Origin of the sequence: Mycobacterium sp. GA-0227b (assembly GCF_001499855.1) — a bacterium.
In the GTDB taxonomy this organism is placed as follows: domain Bacteria; phylum Actinomycetota; class Actinomycetes; order Mycobacteriales; family Mycobacteriaceae; genus Mycobacterium.
This window is the reverse complement of record NZ_LQIK01000004.1, coordinates 26,160-47,747: the sequence shown is the minus strand read 5'-3', so window position 1 is coordinate 47,747 and position 21,588 is coordinate 26,160. Positions and strand designations below refer to the sequence as shown.

Annotated in this window: 23 protein-coding genes and 1 pseudogene; 13 read left to right on the top strand and 11 right to left on the bottom strand. The window is 67.2% G+C overall.

Going from position 1 to position 21,588, the window contains the following annotated elements; translation table 11 throughout:
• The first annotated feature begins 20 nt into the window (after window positions 1-20).
• Window positions 21-1,649, top strand: a complete 1,629-nt coding sequence (locus AU185_RS05180; protein WP_059099447.1) for a phospho-sugar mutase — start codon at window positions 21-23, stop codon at window positions 1,647-1,649.
• On the opposite strand, the gene upp is transcribed toward AU185_RS05180, so the two are convergent.
• Window positions 1,646-2,269 carry a uracil phosphoribosyltransferase gene (upp, locus tag AU185_RS05175; protein WP_059099446.1) on the bottom strand — a complete coding sequence of 208 codons (624 nt, stop codon included), beginning with the start codon at window positions 2,267-2,269 and terminating at the stop codon, window positions 1,646-1,648. The genes AU185_RS05180 and upp overlap by 4 nt on opposite strands.
• A gap of 49 nt (window positions 2,270-2,318) precedes the next feature.
• Here upp and AU185_RS05170 point away from each other — a divergent pair, with 49 nt between their 5' ends.
• Window positions 2,319-2,609, top strand: a complete 291-nt coding sequence (locus tag AU185_RS05170; RefSeq protein ID WP_059099445.1) for a type VII secretion target — start codon at window positions 2,319-2,321, stop codon at window positions 2,607-2,609.
• Window positions 2,610-2,611: 2 nt separating this feature from the next.
• Complete coding sequence (locus AU185_RS05165) at window positions 2,612-3,793, top strand: C40 family peptidase (protein WP_059156946.1); 1,182 nt, start codon at window positions 2,612-2,614, stop codon at window positions 3,791-3,793.
• Here the strand turns inward: AU185_RS05165 and AU185_RS05160 are convergent.
• Window positions 3,766-4,314, bottom strand: coding sequence for a TetR/AcrR family transcriptional regulator (locus AU185_RS05160; protein ID WP_059099443.1), 549 nt, complete (start codon window positions 4,312-4,314; stop codon window positions 3,766-3,768). The genes AU185_RS05165 and AU185_RS05160 overlap by 28 nt on opposite strands.
• 116 nt (window positions 4,315-4,430) lie before the next feature.
• Here AU185_RS05160 and AU185_RS05155 point away from each other — a divergent pair, with 116 nt between their 5' ends.
• A complete protein-coding gene (locus tag AU185_RS05155) occupies window positions 4,431-5,162 on the top strand; it encodes a hypothetical protein (RefSeq protein ID WP_059099442.1) in 732 nt (243 codons plus the stop codon).
• Between the two features lie 55 nt (window positions 5,163-5,217).
• Window positions 5,218-6,489, top strand: coding sequence for a protein export chaperone SatS (gene satS, locus AU185_RS05150; protein WP_059099441.1), 1,272 nt, complete (start codon window positions 5,218-5,220; stop codon window positions 6,487-6,489).
• A 2-nt stretch (window positions 6,490-6,491) separates the two neighbouring features.
• Here the strand turns inward: satS and AU185_RS05145 are convergent, their stop codons facing one another.
• The 4 genes from AU185_RS05145 to AU185_RS05130 form a co-directional block, all read right to left on the bottom strand.
• Complete coding sequence (locus tag AU185_RS05145; protein ID WP_059099440.1) at window positions 6,492-6,839, bottom strand: VOC family protein; 348 nt, start codon at window positions 6,837-6,839, stop codon at window positions 6,492-6,494.
• A gap of 225 nt (window positions 6,840-7,064) precedes the next feature.
• Entirely contained in the window at window positions 7,065-8,153 is a 1,089-nt protein-coding gene (locus AU185_RS05140; RefSeq protein ID WP_059099439.1) for an adenosine deaminase, read from the bottom strand.
• Between the two features lie 12 nt (window positions 8,154-8,165).
• On the bottom strand, window positions 8,166-9,473 hold the full coding sequence (locus tag AU185_RS05135) for a thymidine phosphorylase (RefSeq protein WP_172800372.1): 1,308 nt from the start codon (window positions 9,471-9,473) through the stop codon (window positions 8,166-8,168).
• Window positions 9,474-9,554: 81 nt separating this feature from the next.
• Window positions 9,555-9,965 (bottom strand): cytidine deaminase, encoded by a 411-nt coding sequence (locus AU185_RS05130; RefSeq protein WP_059099438.1) that lies wholly within the window; start codon window positions 9,963-9,965, stop codon window positions 9,555-9,557.
• A gap of 240 nt (window positions 9,966-10,205) precedes the next feature.
• Between AU185_RS05130 and sdhC the strand changes: the two genes are divergently transcribed.
• From sdhC to AU185_RS05110, 4 genes are all read left to right on the top strand, one after another.
• On the top strand, window positions 10,206-10,646 hold the full coding sequence (gene sdhC / locus AU185_RS05125; RefSeq protein ID WP_082683743.1) for a succinate dehydrogenase, cytochrome b556 subunit: 441 nt from the start codon (window positions 10,206-10,208) through the stop codon (window positions 10,644-10,646).
• 98 nt (window positions 10,647-10,744) lie between these two features.
• Window positions 10,745-11,164 carry a succinate dehydrogenase hydrophobic membrane anchor subunit gene (locus AU185_RS05120; protein ID WP_059099458.1) on the top strand — a complete coding sequence of 140 codons (420 nt, stop codon included), beginning with the start codon at window positions 10,745-10,747 and terminating at the stop codon, window positions 11,162-11,164.
• Between the two features lie 14 nt (window positions 11,165-11,178).
• The gene (gene sdhA / locus AU185_RS05115; RefSeq protein WP_059099436.1) at window positions 11,179-12,933 is read left to right on the top strand and encodes a succinate dehydrogenase flavoprotein subunit; all 1,755 of its coding nucleotides are present in this window, start codon (window positions 11,179-11,181) and stop codon (window positions 12,931-12,933) included.
• Between the two features lie 34 nt (window positions 12,934-12,967).
• Window positions 12,968-13,747, top strand: coding sequence for a succinate dehydrogenase iron-sulfur subunit (locus tag AU185_RS05110; RefSeq protein WP_059099435.1), 780 nt, complete (start codon window positions 12,968-12,970; stop codon window positions 13,745-13,747).
• A gap of 50 nt (window positions 13,748-13,797) precedes the next feature.
• Here AU185_RS05110 and AU185_RS05105 read toward each other — a convergent pair whose 3' ends face one another.
• On the bottom strand, window positions 13,798-14,205 hold the full coding sequence (locus AU185_RS05105; RefSeq protein WP_059099434.1) for a hypothetical protein: 408 nt from the start codon (window positions 14,203-14,205) through the stop codon (window positions 13,798-13,800).
• 233 nt (window positions 14,206-14,438) lie between these two features.
• On the opposite strand from AU185_RS05105, the pseudogene AU185_RS05100 reads away from it, so the two are divergent.
• Window positions 14,439-15,035, top strand: a pseudogene (locus AU185_RS05100) (carboxymuconolactone decarboxylase family protein); the annotation flags it as partial.
• On the opposite strand, the gene AU185_RS05095 reads toward AU185_RS05100, so the two are convergent.
• From AU185_RS05095 to AU185_RS05080, 4 genes are read right to left on the bottom strand one after another with little or no spacing between them, the layout of a single operon-like run.
• Window positions 15,010-15,477, bottom strand: coding sequence for a PPOX class F420-dependent oxidoreductase (locus tag AU185_RS05095; RefSeq protein ID WP_082683755.1), 468 nt, complete (start codon window positions 15,475-15,477; stop codon window positions 15,010-15,012). The pseudogene AU185_RS05100 and the gene AU185_RS05095 overlap by 26 nt on opposite strands.
• Window positions 15,478-15,490: 13 nt before the next feature.
• Window positions 15,491-16,405: a sigma-70 family RNA polymerase sigma factor gene (locus tag AU185_RS05090; RefSeq protein WP_059099431.1), complete on the bottom strand. Its 915-nt coding sequence runs from the start codon at window positions 16,403-16,405 to the stop codon at window positions 15,491-15,493.
• Window positions 16,406-16,435: 30 nt separating this feature from the next.
• Window positions 16,436-17,806, bottom strand: a complete 1,371-nt coding sequence (locus tag AU185_RS25520) for a hypothetical protein (RefSeq protein WP_059099430.1) — start codon at window positions 17,804-17,806, stop codon at window positions 16,436-16,438.
• Window positions 17,803-18,390: a TetR/AcrR family transcriptional regulator gene (locus AU185_RS05080; protein ID WP_231740312.1), complete on the bottom strand. Its 588-nt coding sequence runs from the start codon at window positions 18,388-18,390 to the stop codon at window positions 17,803-17,805. The genes AU185_RS25520 and AU185_RS05080 overlap by 4 nt, the downstream gene beginning before the upstream one ends.
• 268 nt (window positions 18,391-18,658) lie before the next feature.
• Here AU185_RS05080 and AU185_RS05075 point away from each other — a divergent pair, with 268 nt between their 5' ends.
• From AU185_RS05075 to AU185_RS05065, 3 genes are read left to right on the top strand one after another with little or no spacing between them, the layout of a single operon-like run.
• Window positions 18,659-19,180 (top strand): Lrp/AsnC family transcriptional regulator, encoded by a 522-nt coding sequence (locus tag AU185_RS05075; protein ID WP_059099428.1) that lies wholly within the window; start codon window positions 18,659-18,661, stop codon window positions 19,178-19,180.
• A 14-nt stretch (window positions 19,181-19,194) separates the two neighbouring features.
• Window positions 19,195-20,562, top strand: coding sequence for an aspartate aminotransferase family protein (locus AU185_RS05070; RefSeq protein ID WP_172800370.1), 1,368 nt, complete (start codon window positions 19,195-19,197; stop codon window positions 20,560-20,562).
• Window positions 20,563-20,585: 23 nt separating this feature from the next.
• Window positions 20,586-21,587: an SMP-30/gluconolactonase/LRE family protein gene (locus tag AU185_RS05065; protein ID WP_059099426.1), complete on the top strand. Its 1,002-nt coding sequence runs from the start codon at window positions 20,586-20,588 to the stop codon at window positions 21,585-21,587.
• The last annotated feature ends 1 nt before the right edge of the window (window position 21,588 follow it).

The following is a 21,588-nucleotide window of genomic DNA, read 5'->3' as shown; positions in this document are numbered from 1 at the left end:
AAAGTGGGCACACTAGCGCCATGACTGCGTCGCCGGCGACAAGTACAGCGCAGGAGTGGATCACTCACGATCCCGATCCCCAAACCGCCGCCGAGCTCTCGGAGTGTTCACAAGAAGAGCTCGAACGGCGATTCGCAAACCCACTGACGTTCGGCACCGCAGGTTTGCGCGGACCGCTGCGCGGTGGCCCCAGCGGCATGAACCTGGCCGTCGTGCTGCGCGCCAGCTGGGCGGTCGCCAAGGTGCTCACGGACCGGGGCCTGTCCGGCCAGGACGTCATCGTGGGCCGCGACGCCCGGCACGGGTCCGACGAGTTCGCCCTGGCCGCCGCTGAAGTCCTTGCTGCGCACGGGTTTCGCGTCACACTCTTCTTCACCGCCGTGCCCACGCCGATCGTCGCCTTCGCCGTGCGCCACCGCCCGGCCGCCGCGGGTATCCAGATCACCGCCTCGCACAATCCGCCGTCCGACAACGGCTTCAAGGTGTTCTTCGGCGGCGGCTTCCCGATCATCTCGCCGACCGACCGCGAGATCGAGCAGGCCATGGCCGAGGCGCCGCACGCCGACGAGATCCCGCGCCAGGCGGTGACGCCGGGTGGCGTCGACGAAGTGCAGCGCTACGTCGAACGCGCCGCGAATGTCCGGCACACCCACGGTTCGGTGCGGGTCGCGTTCACCCCTCTGCACGGCGTCGGCGGGGAGTTCGCCCTCGACGCGTTCGTGCGCGCCGGCTTCTCCGACGTGCATGTTGTAGAAGACCAGTTCGCGCCCGACGCCGACTTCCCCACGGTGACCTCGGCGAACCCGGAGGAATCCGAGGCCGTCGAAGCGGTGCTGAAACTGGCCGCCGACGTCGACGCCGAGGTCGCGATCGCGTTGGATCCCGACGCCGACCGGTGCGCGGTCGGTGTTCCGACGCCGGACGGTTGGCGCATGCTCTCAGGTGACGAAACCGGTTGGCTGCTGGGCGATTACATCTTGTCGCAGGTCGAACCCGGGGCGGTGACCGAATCCACGGTGGTGGCCAGTTCGCTGGTGTCGTCGCGCATGCTGGCGGCGATCGCGCGGGAGCAAGGGGCGCGTCACGTCGAAACGCCCACCGGCTTCAAGTGGTTGTCGCGGGCGGACGTCGACCTGCCGGGCTGCACGTTGGTGTACGCATACGAGGAGGCGATCGGCCACTGCGTCGATCCGTCCGCGGTGCGCGACAAGGACGGCATCAGCGCGGCGGTGTTGGTCTGCGATCTGATTGCGGCGCTGCGCGACCGCGGGCACACACTGCTCGACGCGCTCGACGACCTGGCCCGCCGCCACGGCGTGCACACCACGACGGCGGTTTCGCGGCCCGTCGAGGACGCACAGGAGGCGAACGCGGTGATGACACGCCTGCGTGAGACGCCACCCGACCGCCTCGGCGGATACGAGGTGACCGTCACCGATCTGGAGCCCGATGACGGTACCGACGCGCTGATCCTGACCGGCGGTGGCGATGACATCGCGGTGCGGGTGGTGGTGCGCCCCTCGGGTACCGAGCCAAAGGTCAAGTCCTACATCGAGGTACGCAGCAGCGACGTCGCCGATCTGGCGGCAGCGCGGGAGCGGGCCCGGCGGGTGCAGGACGAGTTGGCCGGCCTCTGCTCGCGGTTCTAGCGCGGGCCGAACTGGCGGTCCCCCGCGTCGCCGAGGCCGGGCACGATGTAGGCGATGTCGTTGAGGCATTCGTCGATGGTGGCGGTGACCAGCCGGACGTTCGGCGCCGCCTTCTCCAGCGCGGCCAAGCCTTCCGGTGCGACGACGACGCAGATCGCCGTGATGTCGACGGCGTTGCGCGAATGCAGCAACTCGACCGTGTGCAGCATCGAACCGCCGGTCGCCAGCATCGGGTCGAGCACGATCACCGGCTGGGTGCTCAGGTCGTCGGGCAGCGACTCCAGATACGGCGTCGGTTGATGGGTTTGCTCGTTGCGGGCGACACCGACGAAGCCGACGCGCGCCTCGGGGATCAGCACGTGCGCCTGGTCGACCATGCCCAGACCGGCCCGCAGCACAGGGACGAGCAACGGCGGGTTGGCCAGTCGGCAGCCGGTGGTCTCGGCCAGCGGGGTGCGCACCGGGATGGTCTCGACGGCGGCGTCCCGGGTCGCCTCGTACACCAGCATCAGCGTGAGGTCTCGCAAGGCCGCCCGGAAGACGGCGTTGTCGGTTGTGGCGTCGCGCAATGTGGTCAGTCGTGCGGCCGCAAGCGGGTGGTCGACGACGCGCACATCCATTGCCCGACCTTAACGGGAACCGAGGTCCGTCGCGCCGCGTCCTAACGACATGCACGCCGATACGGACGCCATCCGCAACCTGGCCGCGGCGAACTCCGCGCACGCCGACGAACTCGCCGCCATCGCTTCGAAACTCGCGAGCGCCCCCACGTCGGCGCCAGCGTTCGGTCCGGTCGGCGAGCCGTTCCTCGCGGCGCTGGCCGAAGCCGTGGCGCACGAGGCGCGCGGCGTCGCAGCGTTGCGGGACCGGGCATCGGCGACCGGTGACGCCGCATACCGGACGGCGCGCGCCTACGACGACGCCGACGATCGCGCGGGCGCACGGGTCAGCGGCGTCTGACGATGCCGAGTGCGTTGGTGGCCGCGCTGACGGCACCCCTGCGAGAACTTCAGTCGCTGGTCGGCCCCGGCTCGGGGGCGGAGTTGGCGACCGCTCTGCACGATGTGCGCAATGCGCTGCAGGAGGTCTCGGCGTCGACCAGCCAGGCCTGGCGAAGTGCGGCGCCGCACTGGACCGGCCCCGGGGCCGACGCGGCCGAGCGCGTCGTCATCGCGACCGCCGCGCAGACGGAAGAACTCGCGCGACGGGTCGGGCGGCTCGGCGAAACGGCGGATGCCGCCGACGCGGCGGTCGCGCGCGCTCATCAGCGCCTACGCGACATCGTGGACGCGTTCGAGGCCCGAGCGGGCGCGCTGGAGCCGTATCTCGATTCGCCCGGCGTGACCGAGGAGCTGATGGCCGAGGCACGGCGGTCGCTCGCCGAGGCCGCCGGGGTGGTCGACGAGTTGCGCGCCGAGCTCGACGGGCACGCCGCCGGGATCGCCGCGGGCGCAACGGCTCCTGCCGCGACGACCCCGTCCGGCGCCGCGGCAACCACACCGTCAGGCTTCGGTGCGCCCATGAGTCCGCTGGGAAGTGCTGGCGGGTTCGGCTCCGGCGGTGGCGGGCTCGGGTCCAGCGGCCTCGGGTCCGGCGCCGGCGGGCTCGGGTCCAGCGCCGGCGGGCTCGGGTCCAGCGCCGGCGGGCTCGGCACGAATGCGGGCGGACTCGGCTCTCTGGTGCGCGACATCGCCGAACTCTCCCGACCCGAAGCTCCTGTCCCGACGCCGGATGCCGGGATCTTCGGAGACGGTGTAGCGGTGCGGCTTCCCGACGGCAGCTCGGCGACGGCGCCGAACGCGGTGGCGGCGAGCGCTGTTCGGAACGCGCTGACGCAGTTGGGTGTGCCGTACGACTGGGGCGGCACCACGCCGGGCGTCGGCCTCGATTGCAGCGCCCTCACCCAATGGGCGTATTCGGAAGCGGGACTGAGCCTTCCGCGGCTCGCGCAGGAGCAGGACATCGGCGCGCCCGTCGCCGCGGGCGATCTACGGCCGGGTGACCTCGCGGTGTGGGACGGTCATGTCGCGATGATCGTCGGGAACGGCCAGATGATCGAAGCCGGTGACCCCGTTCAACTTTCGCCGATTCGGACGAGCAACGCGGGGCAGGGTTTTCAGGGGTTCTGGCGGCCGACTGCGTAGGCGGCGAGGGTGTTGTGCACCGATAGGTCGAGCAGCGCACTGTCCAGTGGGCGGTCGAGTAGCAGCAGCCGGAGATATGCCGGGGCCACGAGAAACTCGATCAACTCGTCTGGGTCGGTGCCGACTGGGAGCTCGCCGCGGTCGATGGCACGTTCGACGATGCGCGAAGACCCCAGGAATCGACTGCGCCAGAATGCCTTACGTGCATCGACGGCATCGTGGTCACGACTGTCGAGCGCAGCAGCCACGCGAAGAATCCGCTCGACCTCCGGGCGTCGAAGCAAGTTGAGTATCTGACCCAACAGTGTCCCTAAGTCGCCCTCGAGCGTGCCCGTGTCGGGAATCGGATTGTCGGCGCGCGCGAGGTGGCCGACCGCGGCAGCAGCAAGATCGTGCGTCGTGGGCCAGCGCCGATAGATCGTGGTTTCCGCGACGTCTGCCAAGCGTGCGACATCGCGCACCTTGAGTCCGTCGTAGCCGTCGTCGAGCAGCCGCTCCACCGCCGCTTCGAGAACCTTCACACGGACGCGCTCAGAGCGGCCCCCAGGTCGTCGGGTGACCAATCGCCACCTCCTTTGACGTGCGGCTATGGTCAGCGTAAGGTCCTTAATGCAAATTTACTAGCGTTAGGGTCGGCATGTCGGCTCCGGAAATCGTCACCGAGATCAACGGCAGGAGCGTCACCCGAGGCGAGGTACTTGCCTGGGAGGACCGTCGAATCACCGCAGTGGCGAGAAAGCTCGGCGTGCGCGTGCCGCGCAGCGGCGTCACAGAACGGCGCGAAGCGTTGTTGCAGGCGAAGCGCTCCCTCGGTGCCGAGAAGATCACCGCCCGACTCAATCGCGAGATGCGAATCGCCGACGCCACCGCCCGACTGGAAGCCCGCCTGAGTCCTCGACGTCGGATCAGCAGCATCGACATATACGTTCGTGGCGGCTCCGCCGAGACGTTCGTCGACGCGTTCGAACGTTGGACGCAGACCTCTGACGAGCCGGCGATGCTTCGAGCGTGCCCGGACCACTTCCTCATCCGCACCGGCGCCGACCGCCGACAGCAGGTGCTGGAGACGACCGGCGGCAGTCCGTTTGCGGCGCTGTTCTTGATCGACTACGACGACGTCTCGTCGCTGGTCACACCCGCCGATACGCGCTTCCCGCATCAGATTGCGGGCGTCGCACGGGCGTCCGACGGGTTCGCGATCGGCGGCGTGCGCCATCAGTTCCGTGACACCGACGATGGATTCCACGCTCGACTGACTGTCGAGTTCGCGCTGCCGACACTGGGGCGGATGGTGGCCGGACACCGGTGGCACCTTGCGTGCGAATTCTCCAACTGGATCGAAGCGGCACTCGAGCAGCCCACGGGGTAGGCGGTATGGCCCTGCGCCAGCTTGACCACCGATCTCGATCGTTAGGCTGTGCGCCATGGCTGCTGACATCGTGCCGATCCGGCTCGGCTTGACCAAGGGCGACCTGTACACGTTATGGGCTCCACGCTGGCGCGATGGCGCCGACGAGTGGGAGGCCTTCCTCGGCAAGGACGAGGATCTGTATGGGCTCGAGTCGGTTGCCGACCTGGTCGCATTCGTCAGGACCAACAAGGACAACGACCTCGTCGACCACCCGGCATGGGACAAGGTCACCGAGGTCAATGCCCACCGGCTCGATCCGGCCGAGGAACACCAATACGACGTCGTCGGCGTACCGGACATCGTCTCCGAGAAGGCCACCGAAGAGTCGGTGCGGCGACTGCACCGGACGCTGGCGGTCGTCTCGGCGCTCGGCTCGGTGTGCGAGCTGCCGGCGGTCACCAAGTTCTTCAACGGCAACCCGGTGCTGGGCACGCTCGGTGGTGGAATCGACGCGTTCTCCGGGCGCCGGGGACGCAAACAGTGGGCCGCAATCGAGGCCGTGATAGCCAGAGGTTGGGACAACGTCGTCGACGCGCTCGACGAAGTGATCACCACGCCGGACGTCGACGCGGACGCCGTGAAGAAGGCCGAGGCAGAACTGGCCGAGCCGGCACCGGAACCGGAACCGGAAGAAGAGCTGATCGACGAGGTCGAGGACAGCGAGGGCGCCGAGGACGAGGGCGCGGAGGAACCCGACGCGCTGGCCGTCCAGGCGCAGAGCCAGGTGCTGGGCAGCGACGAGGACTTCTGGCTCAAGGTCGGCATCGACCCGGTGCGGATGATGACGAGCGCGGGCACCTACTACACGCTGCGCTGCTATCTGGAGGACCGGCCGGTCTTCCTCGGCCGCAACGGCCGCATCAGCGTCTTCGGCTCGGAGCGGGCGCTGGCGCGCTATCTGGCCGACGAGCACGACCACGACCTGTCTGGGCTGGCCACCTATGACGACATCCGGACGGCCGCCACCGACGGCTCGCTGCAGATCGACATCACCGACGACAACGTCTATGTGCTCACCGGCATCGTCGACGACCTCGCCGAGGGACCCGATGCGCTGGACCGCGACCAGTTGGACTTGGCCGTCGAACTGCTCAGGGACGTCGGCGACTACTCGGAGGACTCGACGGTCGACCAGGCACTCGACGCCGATCAGCCGCTGGGCCGGATCATCGCCCACGTTCTGGAGCCCGACAAGGTCCGCGCGCCCAGCCCGCCGTATGCCAAGGCCGTCGAGCAGTGGGAGGCGTTGGAGGCGTTCGTCGAGTCCCGGCTTCGCCCCGAATAGCGTTAAAGCTCAGTTGCTTTCGGGTGGCGGGGCTCATACAGACCGAGCTCACCGCCACCGGGCAGTGCGATGGTGGTCAACAGACCCCAGCCCTGGTCGGTCACCGGTCCGCAGGTAATCCCCTTGTCGGACAGTCGCTCAACGGTGGCGGTGACGTCGTCGCACATCAAATACAACTCGTGCGACCCGGCACCCTCGGCCGGATGCACGGCGACCTCGGCCGGCGGCAATTTGAAGATCAGCCAACCACCGCCGGCGTCGACGTTCGGATACTCGAGCACGTCGCGGAAGAAGGCCCGGTCCGCTTCGGCGTTGCGGCTGTAGACGATGACGTGAGCTCCGGTGATCATGTGGTCACCGTACGACGCGCTCTGGCTGGCGGGGGCACGCCCTCGCGTGAGGAGGTGCTGCCCGCCGGCGCACCTGTCCTACGTGCCGCCAGGCCTGGCGGCTCATGCCGCCGCCTTCGCGGCCGCCCGCCTGTAGGGCCTCTCGGCACGCGCGACCGACCGGACAATGTCACCCGGCATAGGCGTGTCGGTGTGCAAACACGGTCACTCGCGCGGAAAGGGGACTCAGCCGATGAGCACGGCGTAGCGCGGCTTGATCACGTCGTCGATGATCGACAGGCGCTCGTCGAACGAGATGAACGCCGACTTCATCGCGTTGATGGTGAACCGCTGTAGATCGCTCCAGCCGTAGCCGAAGGTCTCCACCAGCCGCAGCATCTCCTGGCTCATCGTGGTGTCACTCATCAGCCGGTTGTCGGTGTTGACCGTGACGCGAAACCGCAGCCGCGCCAGCAGATCGAACGGATGCTCGCCGATGCTGGCAACCGCGCCCGTCTGCACGTTGGACGACGGGCACAGCTCGAACGGAACCCGCTTGTCGCGCAGCAGTGCCGCCAGCCGGCCCAGTTGCGCGCAGCCGTCGGGCGCGACGGTGATGTCGTCGACGATCCGCACACCGTGGCCGAGGCGGTCGGCGCCGCAGAACGCGATCGCCTCGTGGATCGACGGCAGGCCGAACGCCTCGCCCGCGTGGATCGTGAAGCGCGCGTTGTTGTTTCGCATGTACTCGAACGCGTCCAGGTGCCGCGTCGGCGGATAGCCGGCTTCCGCGCCGGCGATGTCGAAGCCGACGACACCCCTGTCGCGGAACCGGATCGCGAGTTCGGCGATCTCGAGCGAGCGCGCCGCGTGCCGCATCGCCGTCACCAGGCACCGCACGGTGATGCCCCGCCCTTCGGCGCTGGCCGCCTTCTCACCGTCGGCGAACCCGGCCATCACCGCGTCGACCACCGCGTCCAACGACAGCCCGCCGTCGATGTGCAGTTCCGGCGCGAACCGGATCTCCGCGTAGACGACGTTGTCGTCGGCGAGGTCCTCGACGCACTCGTAGGCCACCCGGTGCAGGGCCTCGGGCGTCTGCATGACGCCGACGGTGTGCGCGAACGGCTCCAAATAGCGCACCAGCGAGCCGCTGTGCGCAGCGGTGCGGAAGAACGTCGCGAGTTCGTCGACGTCTGACGCGGGCAGGTCGTCGTAACCCGTCGCCTCGGCCAGCTCCAGGACGGTGGCCGGGCGCAGGCCGCCGTCCAGGTGGTCATGCAGCAGCGCCTTGGGCGCTTGCCTGATCGAGTCCAGCGTCAGCGGCGTCGTCATGTCGCTCTCCGGTCAGTCTCCGCTCGTGATTCGGTCGATGATCAATGGGCGCGCCGGCGGTGCGGTATCGGCGACGGTCCAGGCGCCGTCCAGTTCGGCGATCGCGGCCTCGAAGCGTTCGGGCGTCTCGGTGCTCAAGGTGAAAAGCGCCTGACCCGCGCTGACGGGCTCTCCGGGCCGCCGGTGAATGAGCAATCCGGCACCAGGTTGCACCCGCTCACCAGGGGCCGAGCGCCCCGCACCGAGTCGCCACACCGCCATACCCACCGCCATCGCGTCGATGTCCCCCATCGTGCCATCGCGAGGTGCCGTGATGGTTTCGACCGAGGTACGGAGCGGCAACGGCTGGCTCAGGTCGCCACCCTGCGCGGCGACCAAGTCGCGGAACCTGTCCATCGCCGAGCCGTCCTGAAGGGTCTGGGCTGGATCGACGCCGTCGATGTCCGCGGCGTCGAGCATCTCGGCGGCCAGCGCCAAGGTCAGCTCCACGACGTCGCGCGGCCCGCCGCCGGCGAGCACCTCCAGCGATTCGGCCACCTCCACGGCGTTGCCGACGGCGCGGCCCAGCGGCGTCGACATGTCGGTCAGCAGCGCCCTGGTGGCCAGGCCGTGTGACGTTCCCAGCTCGACCATCGTGCGGGCCAGCTCCCGCGCTTCCTCCTCGGTCTTGAGGAACGCACCCGAACCGACCTTCGTGTCCAGCACCAGCGCTCGGGTGCCCTCGGCGATCTTCTTGCTCATGACCGAACTGGCGATGAGCGGCAGGGAGTCGACCGTGCTGGTGATGTCGCGCAGCGCATAGAGTTTGCGGTCCGCGGGCGCCAACTCCCCCGCCGCGAAGATCGCCGCACCGACGTCGCAAAGCTGTTGACGAATACGGTCTTTGGCCAACTCGGCGGTGAACCCGGGGATCGACTCCAGCTTGTCGAGCGTGCCGCCGGTGTGGCCGAGTCCGCGGCCGGAGGCTTGAGGAACCGTCCCGCCGCAGGCCATCACCACCGGCACCAGCGGAATGGTGATCTTGTCGCCCACCCCACCGGTTGAGTGCTTGTCCACCAACGCCAGTGGCTTGCCACCGCGACGGAGATCGGTGAAGTCCAACCGTTCGCCGGAGTTCACCATGGCCGCAGTCCAACGGGCGATCTCGGCCGTGGTCATTCCGCGCAGGAAGATCGCCATCAGAAGCGCCGACATCTGCTCGTCGCCCACCCGGCCATGGGTGTATGCGTCGATGACCCAGTCGATCGCCGCATCCGGGAGCGCCCCGCCGTCACGCTTGCGCCGGATCACCGTCGGCGCGTCAAATGTGAACTGCATCACGGAATTTCCCTTCTCCGCCGCGAGTGGGATCGACGCACGCATTACCACTGGATCGCGTGCCGGAAGCCCTCGTTCGGCGATTCAAGTCTCCCGACCGCGCCTGGCCAGATCCTGCGGTCCGAACGCGTCGGGCAGTAGGTCCCTCAGCGTGCGCGGACCCTGCGGATGGTCGATGAGGATTTCCGGCCCGCCGTGCTCGAGCAGCACCTGGCGGCACCGCCCGCACGGCATCAGCAGCTGGCCCGCCGCGTCGACGCACGACAGCGCGACAAGCCGTCCGCCACCGCTGGAATGTAGGTTGCAGACCACTGCGCACTCGGCACAGAGACCTAGGCCATATGAGACATTTTCCACATTGCAGCCGGCCACCACGCGGCCATCGTCTACCAACGCCGCCGCACCGACAGCGAAGCCCGAATAGGGCGCATAGGCGGTTTCTGCGGCTTCAATTGCTTTGTGCCGCAGCATCTTCCAGTCGATTTCTGTTGTCATGCCACCCCCGCCGGGCCGATCCTGAATGCATTCCGAAGTCCCGCGCGCGGAGCCGGTTTCAGCATAGGTAACCCTAACTTCGGCGCTTTTCAGGACATCGACGGCTAAACCGTAGTTCGTTTAGCAGTACAACTGGGTTTAGAGTCGCCCCGAGGTTTGGGTGAAGTGCGCGAACCGGATCAAGTTGCCGCCCGGTGCAGCTCGAAAGCCCAAACGTCCACCGAAGGCGTTGGAGGCCAGATGAGTACTCAAACTTCCGGGCTGGCGCCCGGGGGCCCGGCGGTGCCGGCTCCGCGATCGCGACCGCCGCGCAGGCGCACCCTCTACCGCGGCGATCCCGCGATGTGGTCCTGGGTCCTTCACCGCATCACGGGCGCGACGATCTTCTTCTTCCTGTTCGTCCACGTGCTCGACACCGCGCTGGTGCGCGTGAGCCCGCAGGCCTACAACGAGGTCATCGAGACCTACAAGACCCCGCTGATCGGATTGATGGAGATCGGCCTCGTCGTCGCGGTGCTCTATCACGCCCTCAACGGAATCCGGGTCATCCTGATCGACTTCTGGCAGCACGGCGCTCGCTACCAGCGGGTGATGCTGTGGATCGTCATCGGCGTCTTCCTGGCAATCTTCATCCCGTCGCTCGGTGTGATCGGGATGCACATGGCGGAGCGGTTCCTGTGAGCGCGCCGACGGGTGGGGCGACCGAAAAGGCTGCGACCGAAAAGGCGGCGGAAAAGGCCTGGACTCCGCATCACCGCGAGGGACGCATCGCACCGGTGATGGAGAAGGAGCACGACCGGCCGGCCGGCCTGGACCATCCGCGGGCGCCGCGGCGGCCGCGCGGCATCCCGTACTTCGAGAAGTACGCGTGGCTGTTCATGCGTTTTTCGGGTGTCGCTCTTGTTTTTCTCGCGCTCGGCCATCTGTTCGTGATGCTGATGTGGGAGGACGGGGTCTACCGCATCGACTTCAACTACGTCGCCGAGCGCTGGGCCTCGCCGTTCTGGCAGATCTGGGACATGGCGCTGCTGTGGCTGGCCCAACTGCACGGCGCCAACGGCCTGCGCACCATCATCGGCGACTACGCGCGCAAGAACACCACGAAGTTCTGGCTGAACTCGCTGCTGCTGCTGACCACGGGGTTCACCCTGGTGCTGGGCAGCTACGTGTTGGTCACCTTCGACGCGAACATCTCATGAGGGCGAGTCTGTAAATGATTGTTGAACATCGCTACGACGTCGTGATCGTCGGCGCGGGCGGGGCCGGTATGCGCGCCGCGGTCGAGGCCGGCCCGCGAGCCCGCACGGCGGTGCTGACCAAGCTGTACCCGACGCGCAGCCACACCGGAGCGGCGCAGGGCGGCATGTGCGCGGCGCTGGCCAACGTCGAGGAGGACAACTGGGAGTGGCACACCTTCGACACCGTCAAGGGCGGCGACTACCTCGCCGACCAGGATGCGGTCGAGATCATGTGCCGCGAGGCCATCGATGCGGTGCTCGACCTCGAGAAGATGGGGATGCCGTTCAACCGCACCCCCGAGGGCCGCATCGACCAGCGCCGGTTCGGCGGGCACACCCGCGACCACGGCAAGGCTCCGGTGCGCCGGGCGTGTTACGCCGCCGACCGCACCGGCCACATGATCCTGCAGACGCTGTACCAGAACTGCGTCAAGCACGACGTCGAGTTCTTCAACGAGTTCTACGCACTGGACATCGCGATGACCGAGACTCAGGGCGGGCCCGTCGCTACCGGCGTCATCGCCTACGAGTTGGCCACTGGCGACATCCACATCTTCCACGCCAAGGCGATCGTGTTCGCCACCGGCGGCTCGGGCCGGATGTACAAGACCACCTCCAACGCCCACACGCTCACCGGTGACGGCCTGGGCATCGTGTTCCGCAAGGGACTTCCGTTGGAGGACATGGAGTTTCACCAGTTCCATCCGACGGGTCTGGCGGGCCTGGGCATCCTGATCTCCGAGGCCGTGCGCGGCGAAGGCGGGCGGCTCTTGAATGCCGACGGCGAGCGGTTCATGGAGCGCTACGCGCCGACGATCGTCGACCTCGCCCCCCGCGACATCGTCGCCCGGTCGATGGTGCTCGAGGTGCTCGAGGGCCGCGGCGCGGGTCCGAACAAGGACTACGTCTACATCGACGTGCGCCACCTCGGCGAAGACGTGCTCGAGGCGAAGCTGCCCGACATCACCGAGTTCGCCCGCACCTACCTGGGCGTCGACCCGGTGAAGGAACTGGTGCCGGTTTATCCGACGTGCCACTACGTCATGGGCGGAATCCCGACGACGGTCAACGGCCAGGTGCTGCGCGACAACACGACGATCATCCCGGGCCTGTACGCGGCCGGGGAATGCGCGTGCGTGTCCGTGCACGGCGCCAACCGGCTGGGCACCAACTCACTGCTGGACATCAACGTGTTCGGCCGTCGTGCGGGTATCGCCGCGGCCAATTACGCGCTGGGACACGATCATGTCGACCTGCCGGACAACCCGGCGGGCATGGTGGTCGACTGGGTCGGCGACATCTTGAGCGAGCACGGCAACGAACGCGTCGCCGACATCCGCGGTGCGCTGCAGCAGTCGATGGACAACAACGCCGCGGTGTTCCGCACCGAGGAGACGCTCAAGCAAGCGCTGACCGACATCCACGCGCTCAAGGAGCGTTACGGGCGGATCACGGTGCAGGACAAGGGCAAGCGGTACAACAGCGATCTGCTCGAGGCGATCGAGCTGGGCTTCCTGCTGGAGCTCGCCGAGGTCACCGTCGTCGGGGCGCTGAACCGCAAGGAGTCCCGCGGCGGGCATGCCCGCGAAGACTACCCCAACCGCGACGACACCAACTACATGCGTCACACGATGGCGTACAAGCAGGGCACGGACCTGCTGTCCGACATCCGGTTGGACTACAAGCCGGTGGTGCAGACCCGGTATGAGCCGATGGAACGGAAGTACTGATGACTACTGACGAGCACACGAGCGTGGGGGCAAAATGACTCTGTCACCCGACGTCGAAAAGGCCGAGGCCACAACCCCTCCCGTGCCGGAGGGTGCGGTGATGGTGACGCTGAAGATCGCGCGGTTCAACCCCGAGGACCCGGATACGGCCGGCTGGCAGAGCTTCCGGGTGCCGTGCCTGCCCACCGACCGGCTGCTCAACCTGCTGCACTACGTCAAGTGGTATCTGGACGGCACGTTGACGTTCCGGCGGTCGTGCGCGCACGGCGTGTGCGGCTCGGACGCGATGCGGATCAACGGCGTCAACCGGCTGGCGTGCAAGGTGCTGATGCGCGACATGCTGCCGAAGAATCCGCGCAAGCAACTGACGATCACGATCGAGCCGATCCGCGGACTGCCCGTGGAAAAGGACCTCGTGGTCGACATGGAGCCGTTCTTCGACGCCTACCGCGCGATCAAGCCCTACCTGATCACCAGCGGCAACCCGCCGACCCGCGAGCGCATCCAGAGCCAGACCGACCGCGCCCGCTATGACGACACCACCAAGTGCATCCTGTGCGCGTGCTGCACCACGAGTTGCCCGATCTACTGGAGTGAAGGCAGCTACTTCGGACCCGCCGCGATCGTCAACGCACACCGGTTCATCTTCGACAGCCGCGACGAGGCCGCCGCCGAGCGACTCGACATCCTCAACGAGGTCGACGGCGTGTGGCGCTGCCGCACCACGTTCAACTGCACCGAGTCGTGTCCGCGCGGAATTCAGGTCACCCAGGCGATCCAGGAGGTCAAGCGCGCGCTGATGTTCGCGCGTTAGGGATTTGGTGCCCGAACAGTCGGTCAGCGACTGTTCGGACACCCAAATCGCTACAGGACGATCACCGGGATGAAGACTCCGAAGAGCCAGAAGCCGAAGGCCTTGAAGCCCGGATCCCAGACCGGATGCACGCGGTAGCCCCAGTAGTCGATCCACTGCGGCGGATGCCCGCGCCAATGCACGGCGGGCGGACGGCCCCAGCCCCACGGCGGGCGGTCGTCGTTGCGCCACTTGTTGACCTTCCACCACTTGTCCCAGTCGTGGTCGTTCCACCGGTTCCACTTCCAGTCACGGTCGCGGTACTGCCAGTCGCCGTCGACCCACTCGTCGTGGTCGCGCGGCCCCCAGTCGGGGTCAGCGTTGGCGGTCACGGCGCCGGTACCCAGCGCAGCACCACCGAGCACGACGGCGACGGCGCCGTGGGCGGTGGCTTTCTTCAGGACTTTCGCGACGTCCATGTGTGACTCCTCGTCTCCCCGACATGAGCAGGAAACTGAGAAGGACAACCCCGACCGTCCGCCAAGTCTGATGTCGCCGCCGCGGCGGCTCCGAGTCCGGCCTGGACAGACTTGATCGATCTCACTGAGTTATCGGGCCATGGCCTGCCCGGCGTTACGTCGGCGAGCGAGCACGCTTGCGGAAACTGTTGTCACACATCCGGCGGCTGTCTCGTCATATGGGTATGACCGAGAAAGCACAGAAAACCCGCATCGATCCCCTACCCCCGCAGCGTGCCTCGCTGCTCACCAAGGTCTTCTACCGGGTCGCCAGGCGCCGGTTCGGCGAGGTGCCCGAGCCGTTCGCGGTGGCCGCGCATCACCCGCGGCTGATGATCGCCAACGTCGTCCACGAAGGCATGCTCGGCTCGGCGTCGAAGAAGCTGCCCAAGAGCGTGCGCGAGCTGGCAGTGTTCTGGACCGCCCGCACGGTCGGCTGCTCGTGGTGCGTCGACTTCGGCTCGATGCTGCAACGCCTCGACGGCCTGGACGTCGACCGGCTCAAGCACATCGATGACTACGCCAATTCCCCGCTGTTCTCCGACGACGAGCGCGCCGCGATCGCCTACGCCGACGCGATGACGACCGACCCGCACACCCTCACCGACGAGCAGGTCGACGACCTCAGGCGGCGGTTCGGCGACGACGGCGTCATCGAGCTGACCTACCAGATCGGCGTGGAGAACATGCGGGCGCGGATGTACTCCGCGCTGGGCATCACCGAGCAGGGCTTCAATTCGGGTGATGCATGCCGGGTTCCGTGGGCTAGCGAGGTCGCGTCTCGGGGGTGATCTCGATGTAGGCCATGTCGGTTCCGAGCGCCTGGCTGCCCTTGTCGAGACCGCGTTCGAACAGCTTCATCGGCAGGCTCCAGTTCGCCGCGATGGCCCGCTCGGCGTGCGCGTGTTCGGCCTCGGGCAGGATCCGCGCGATCCCGGCGACCGGTTGCCCCTTGGGTTTTCCGCGCAAGTTGCACTGCACCACCACAACTCGCGGATTGTTCCGCAGGCGCTTGACCTTACCGGTCGACGGGTCGGTCCGAACGTAGAGCTTTCCGTCGGCGAGACCGTGGTTGATGGGGCTCGGCATTGCTTCGCCGGACCGCTTGAACGTCACCAGCAGGATCTGGCGCGTCTTCTCGAAGCCCGTGAAGTCCGTACCTGTGGGAGCACCGACCTCGAAGGCTTCGTGATGGCGCATCTTGTCCATCCCGCGGAACATGAGCTGGCTCATCGTGGTAGCGAAATCAGCGGCCATATTTTCCTCTCAGCGGCGAACCGGTGAACTTGTCCGGGTTGGCGATATCCCAGATGGCACAGACCTTTCCGTCGCGCACGGTCATCGCGGTCACGCGTGGGGTCATCTCCGGATAGCCGTCGCGGGCCGGCGAACCCGGTGTCCAGCTGCCGAACTGACCGTTGATCAGTGCAGGCACACCCGTCTCGAGCCAGCCCGGGCCGTAGCGGCGGGCCAGGCCGAACAGGAACCGCGCAACCTTGTCCGGGCCGTGGATGACGCGCGGCGCGGTGGGCGCCCTGCGATTGGAGTCGCCGGTGAACGTCACGTCCGGATGGAGAAGGCGCACCACGGCTTCCATGTCGCCGGAGGCCAACGCCGCCATCAGCGCGCCGGCCACCTCGTTGTGTTCGTCGGGCGCAACCGGCGGCGGCGCATCGGCCACGGTCCGCCGCGCCCGCGACGCCAGTTGACGAGCCGCGGACGCGCTGACGCCGAGCACGTCAGCGATCTCGCCGAACGGCACCCCGAAGCCGTCGTGCAGGACGAACGCGACCCGCTGGTCGGGTTTGAGCCGCTCGAGCACCACCATCGCGGCGAACCGAGCGTCTTCACCCGCGACCACCACCGCCAGCGGGTCGTTGCCGTCCAGCGCAGTGACCACCGGCTCGGGAAGCCATTCGCCCACATAGGTCTCGCGTCGATGCGTCGCCGACCGCAACCGATCGAGCCCCAGCCTGCTGACCACCGTGGTGAGCCAGCCCCGCAGGTTCGTGATCGCCTCCGAGTCGGCGGCGCTCCAGCGCAGCCACGCGTCCTGCACGATGTCCTCGGCATCGACGACCGTGCCGGTGAGCCGGTAGGCAACCGACAGCAGATGCGGTCGCAATGCCTCGAACTCGTCGATCCGCGTGCTGGCGGTCATAGTTCGAGCCTAGCGACTGCTCGCGCGCGTTCAGAATGTGCGCACCACGACTGCGTATCCGTCGAGGCGCAGCGAGCAAGGACCCGCTGGTAGCGAGACCACCACAGGCGCCGCGGTTTTGTTGATCAGCAACAGCTTCCGTGTGCCGTCCGTGCTGACGAAGCCCTGCGCGCACACCCGGGGGTCGGGCATCGCCGGTTGTCCGGTGCTGGTGGACACCACGGAATCGCCCGGTCCGAAGTGTCGCATCAGTAGTTCGAGTGCGTGATAGCGCGCATTGGGCAAGCCGGTGGCCCAGTCGATCAGTGTGACGCCAGGGATCATGCCGGGGTAGCCGATGAACTCGGCGACGCCGACCAGATCGACGCCCAGCCTGACAAGCTGCACCCATAGATAGGACTGCACGGCGGCGCTGAGGTCCCAGTACTCATCGGGGATATCGGGTGCCGGGTCCATCGGCTCGGCGGTGAAAGTGCCGATCTCGTTGACGAAAGTCTTGGTGTCGGGTGCAATCCGCGTGCGGATCGACTCAATGAAACGCGCCTGTTCGATGAATCCATCGGCCTGCGCGAAGAACGCGTCGCGCCAGTGTGCGAACGGCGGATTCCCCTCGCGCGAGTAGGGATTGACGATCTCAGGGTGAGCGTAGAGGTGGTAGGACATGGCATCTGGCGCCGCGCCGGCATTGTGGTTGGCCGGATCGAGGAATTGCCAGAAGTACTCGGGATCTCGGTGCATGTGCGTCAACGACAAGCCTACGAATTTCATCTCCGGGTCCAGCGGGCGCAGCCGGGTCACCACCGCGTCAAACAGCTTCGCGTAGGTCTGTGGTGACATGCCGCGGATATCTGGTTCGCACAACACCTCCCAGTAGGCGAAGCGGTAGTGGTGTCCGGATTCATGCCAGTGGCCGAGTTCATCGGTGAATCCGCCGGCGATATACCAGCTGGCGATCCGGTAGAAGTAGTCGGCCACCTCGGCGCAGGTGGGATCGCGCAGTTCGGCACACGACTCGTAATGCCAGACAATTTCATTGGGATCCTCGGGAAGGTCAGCGATGTCCGTGGTGAACATCCACGCCGGAATGGTCGCGAAATTCATGACCACCGGCCGACCCTGTGCGGCATCCATGAAGTCGGCCACGAAGGGGTCGAGAAGTTCAAAATTCCAAGAGGTTTCAGTTTCTGTCGGCGCGACCAGCTCCGGGACCGAGACGCGCGGATGGGCGAACCAGGGCAGGAATCGGGCCAGATCCGCTTCGAGGTTTCGAAGCGCCTGAAAGGCCTTGACGTGAATCGGTGAGCCGCGCCGCAGTGGCGGCGCGGTCCAAAGGTGGGTCGTCAGTGTGGTCTGCGATCTGCGATCGATCGTGTCCCAGTCGACGTTGATCCGAATCGTCATCGTCCCTCCTTAGAAATGAAGAAGAGTGCGGGCAGGATGGCCTGGTCGACGATGGCGGCCAGGCTCGTGTCGTCGGGCATGTCGCCGGTGTCGATCTGGTGTTTGATCACCAGCGCCTCACCGATGTCGCAGACGACAGGCGTCACCAGCCGGGCGTCGATCTCGCCGAGCGCGGCGTAGTGCTCCAGCACCGTGCGCGTGAAGCGTCCACCGTGTGGGTCAAAAACGCGGCTGTACAACGCCTCCGCGAGGTCGGGGCGTCGTCGCCGGTCGGCGAGGATGGCGGTCACCGCGGGTGCCGATGGCCCGGTCAGCCATGCCCTGAGCGATTCGAGCGACCGCAGCAGGTCGGCCCGCAGATCCCCGCCCGCGGGCGTAGGTAGTTCGACGGGGTAGGCCTCGCTCAGCGCGTCCAGAAGTAGGTCCTCGACCGTGGGCCAGTGCCGGTAGATCGAAGTTTTGGCCACTCCGGCGCGCCGAGCGACGCCCTCGATGGACAGCCGGCCGATGCCTGATTCGGCAGCCTCCGCCAGCACTGCGGTTCGACAGTCGGCGATCAGCTGATCGAGCGTTCGTCTCCGCACGCCCCAAATCATAGAAACGGCTTAGTAGCTACGCAACCGTGTCTATCTGGAGGGCTCCCTGCGTGCGCCCGGCGGGCCGCCCGCCGGCCCTCACCGCTGCGCCGTCGATCCAGCTGCCTGCCAGGCTTGCGGAAACCGCCGTCATGGCGTTCACGCTATCCCGGCTCGGCCGCGCCAGGCTACGCATTCCCGCACCCAAGGCCGTTCAGACGAGGGTTTCAGGGCCGTTGGTTGCCCGCTACGACGGATTCCGTGCACAATCACTGGCATGTCTACTCCGGGTGCTGCGCACGGCGTCGGGCCCGTTTCGTTCCGCGTCAACCACTCTCGACCGGGCGCCGCGTTCCAGCTCGATGACCTGTCGAAGCAGATCATCGAGAAGCTCCAGCAGGACGGCCGCCGCTCCTATGCGGGCATCGGCAAGGCCGTCGGACTGTCGGAAGCCGCCGTACGCCAGCGGGTGCAACGCATGGTCGACGCGGGCGTCATGCAGATCGTTGCCGTCACCGACCCGCTGCAGTTGGGCTTCGCCCGGCAGGCGATGATCGGCATCCGCTGCACCGGCGACACCACCAAGGTGGCCGAGAGGCTTGCCGCCATCGAATCCGTCGACTATGTGGTGCTGACCGCGGGATCGTTCGACGCGATCATCGAGGTCGTCTGCGCGGACGACGACGAGCTCCTCGACCTGCTCAACACCCAGATCCGCGCCGTGCCCGGAGTGCTGTCCACCGAGACGCTCGTCTACCTGAAACTGGTCAAGCAGCAATACAATTGGGGCACAAGGTGACTACAACCGGTACCGTGCAAGACTTTTCGACCGATCTCGACGCAAAAGCGCACCGCCACCTGTGGGGCCACTTCGCCCGGCACGGTGCCGGCATCACCCCGCCGATCATCACCCGCGGCGAGGGCATCACGATCTGGGACAGCAAGGGTAAGAGCTACATCGACGGGCTGTCGGGGCTTTTCGTCGTCCAGGTGGGTCACGGCCGCCACGAACTGGCGGAGGCCGCGGCCAAACAGGCCGAGCAGCTGGCGTTCTTCCCGCTCTGGTCCTACGCCACGCCGACCGCCATCGAACTGGCCGAGCGGATAGCCAGCTACGCGCCCGGCGACCTGAACCGGGTCTTCTTCACCACCGGCGGCGGCGAGGCCGTCGAATCGGCGTGGAAGCTGGCCAAGAACTATTTCAAGCTCATCGGCAAACCCGGTAAGCACAAGGTGGTTTCGCGGTCGATCGCCTACCACGGCACGCCACAGGGCGCGTTGGCCATCACCGGACTGCCGGTGTTCAAGGCGCCGTTCGAGCCGCTGACACCCGGCGGATTCCGGGTGCCGAACACCAACTTCTACCGGGCGCCCGCGCCGTATCAAAGCGACGAGAAGGCGTTCGGGCAGTATTGCGCGGACCGGATCGCCGAAGCGATCGAGTTCGAAGGACCGGACACCGTCGCGGCGGTCTTCCTGGAACCGGTGCAGAACGCCGGCGGCTGCTTCCCGCCTCCGCCAGGGTATTTCGAGCGCGTCCGCGAAATCTGCGACGAATACGACGTGCTGCTGGTCTCCGACGAGGTCATCTGCGCATTCGGCCGGATCGGGTCGATGTTCGCCTGTGACGACTTCGGCTACGTGCCCGACATCATCACCTGCGCCAAGGGTTTGACGTCGGGCTACTCCCCGATCGGCGCGATGATCGCCAGCGACCGGTTGTTCGAGCCGTTCGACGACGGCAAAACGACGTTCGCGCACGGATACACGTTCGGCGGGCATCCGGTGTCGTCGGCGGTGGCGCTGGCCAACCTCGACATCTTCGAGCGTGAGGGCCTCAACGACCACGTCAAGGAGAACGCCCCGCGGCTGCGGGCCACCCTCGAGCGGCTCTACGACCTGCCGATCGTCGGCGACGTCCGCGGCGAGGGCTTCTTCTACGGCATCGAGTTGGTCAAAGACAAGGCGACCAAGGAAACCTTCGACGACGAGGAAAGTGAGCGATTACTCCGTGGCTTTCTCACCCCCGCGCTGTTCGAGGCGGGGCTGTACTGCCGGGCCGACGACCGCGGTGACCCGGTCGTCCAACTGGCGCCGCCGCTGATCAGCGGTCCGAGGGAGTTCGAGGCGATCTACGACATCATGCGCAGCGTGCTCGACGAAGCGGGCCGACTGCTCTAGCCCGTCGGCGTAGCGTCGGCGACGTGTCCGCCTCGAAGAAGCCGCCGATCGATCCCGTCCGCTGGCAGCCGCCATCCGTCGACCCGCTGCCCGACCTGCCGCCGGCCGAGCTGACCGTCGTCCCGTTGCCGGGCAACGCGCCCGAGGACGTGGTCGTCGACGCCGCCGGCGCCGTATGGACGGGTGTCGATGACGGCCGCATCCTGCGCATCCCGGCCGACGGCGGAGACCCCGTTGTCGTCGCCACGACGGAGGGCCGCCCGCTCGGGCTGCACGTCGCCCACGACGGCCGAATCCTGGTGTGCACCAGTCCGGGCGGCCTGCGCTCACTGGATCCGGCCAGCGGCACACTGGAGACGCTCGTCGCCGAGGTCGACGACCGGCGGTTGATGTTCTGCTCGAACGTCACCCAATCACCGGATGGCACAATCTATTTCACCGAGTCGACGAGCGCGTTCAGCTATGCCCATTTCAAGGGCGCGGTCATGGAGGCACGGCCGCGCGGCAGCCTGTTTCGGCGTGACGCCGACGGCACCGTGCTCACCGCGGTGCCGGGTCTGTACTTCGCCAACGGTGTGACGCCGACTGCCGACGGCTCGGCGTTGGTGTTCGCCGAGACGATGGGACGCCGGCTGTCGAAGTTCTGGCTGACCGGGGAGCGGGCCGGCACGGTGACACCGCTTCGGGAGAACCTGCCCGGCCATCCGGACAACCTGTCCACCGGCGCGGACGGCCGCATCTGGTGCGCGATGGTCTCACCGCTCAACGCCGCGGCCGAATGGCTCGCGCCGCGCTGGCCGGCGCTGCGCAAGCTGCTGTGGAAGCTGCCCGACACACTGCAACCCCAAATCAAACCCGAGGTGTGGGCGGTGGCCTTCGATCCCGACAGCGGCGAAGTCGTCGCCGGCTTGCGCACCGAACATCCGCAGTTCGGCATGGTCACCGGCCTGGTCGAGGCCGGCGGCCGACTGTGGATGGGCTGCATCGGTTTCCCGGCCGTCGCGCACTGTGCGCTCCCCCACTAAC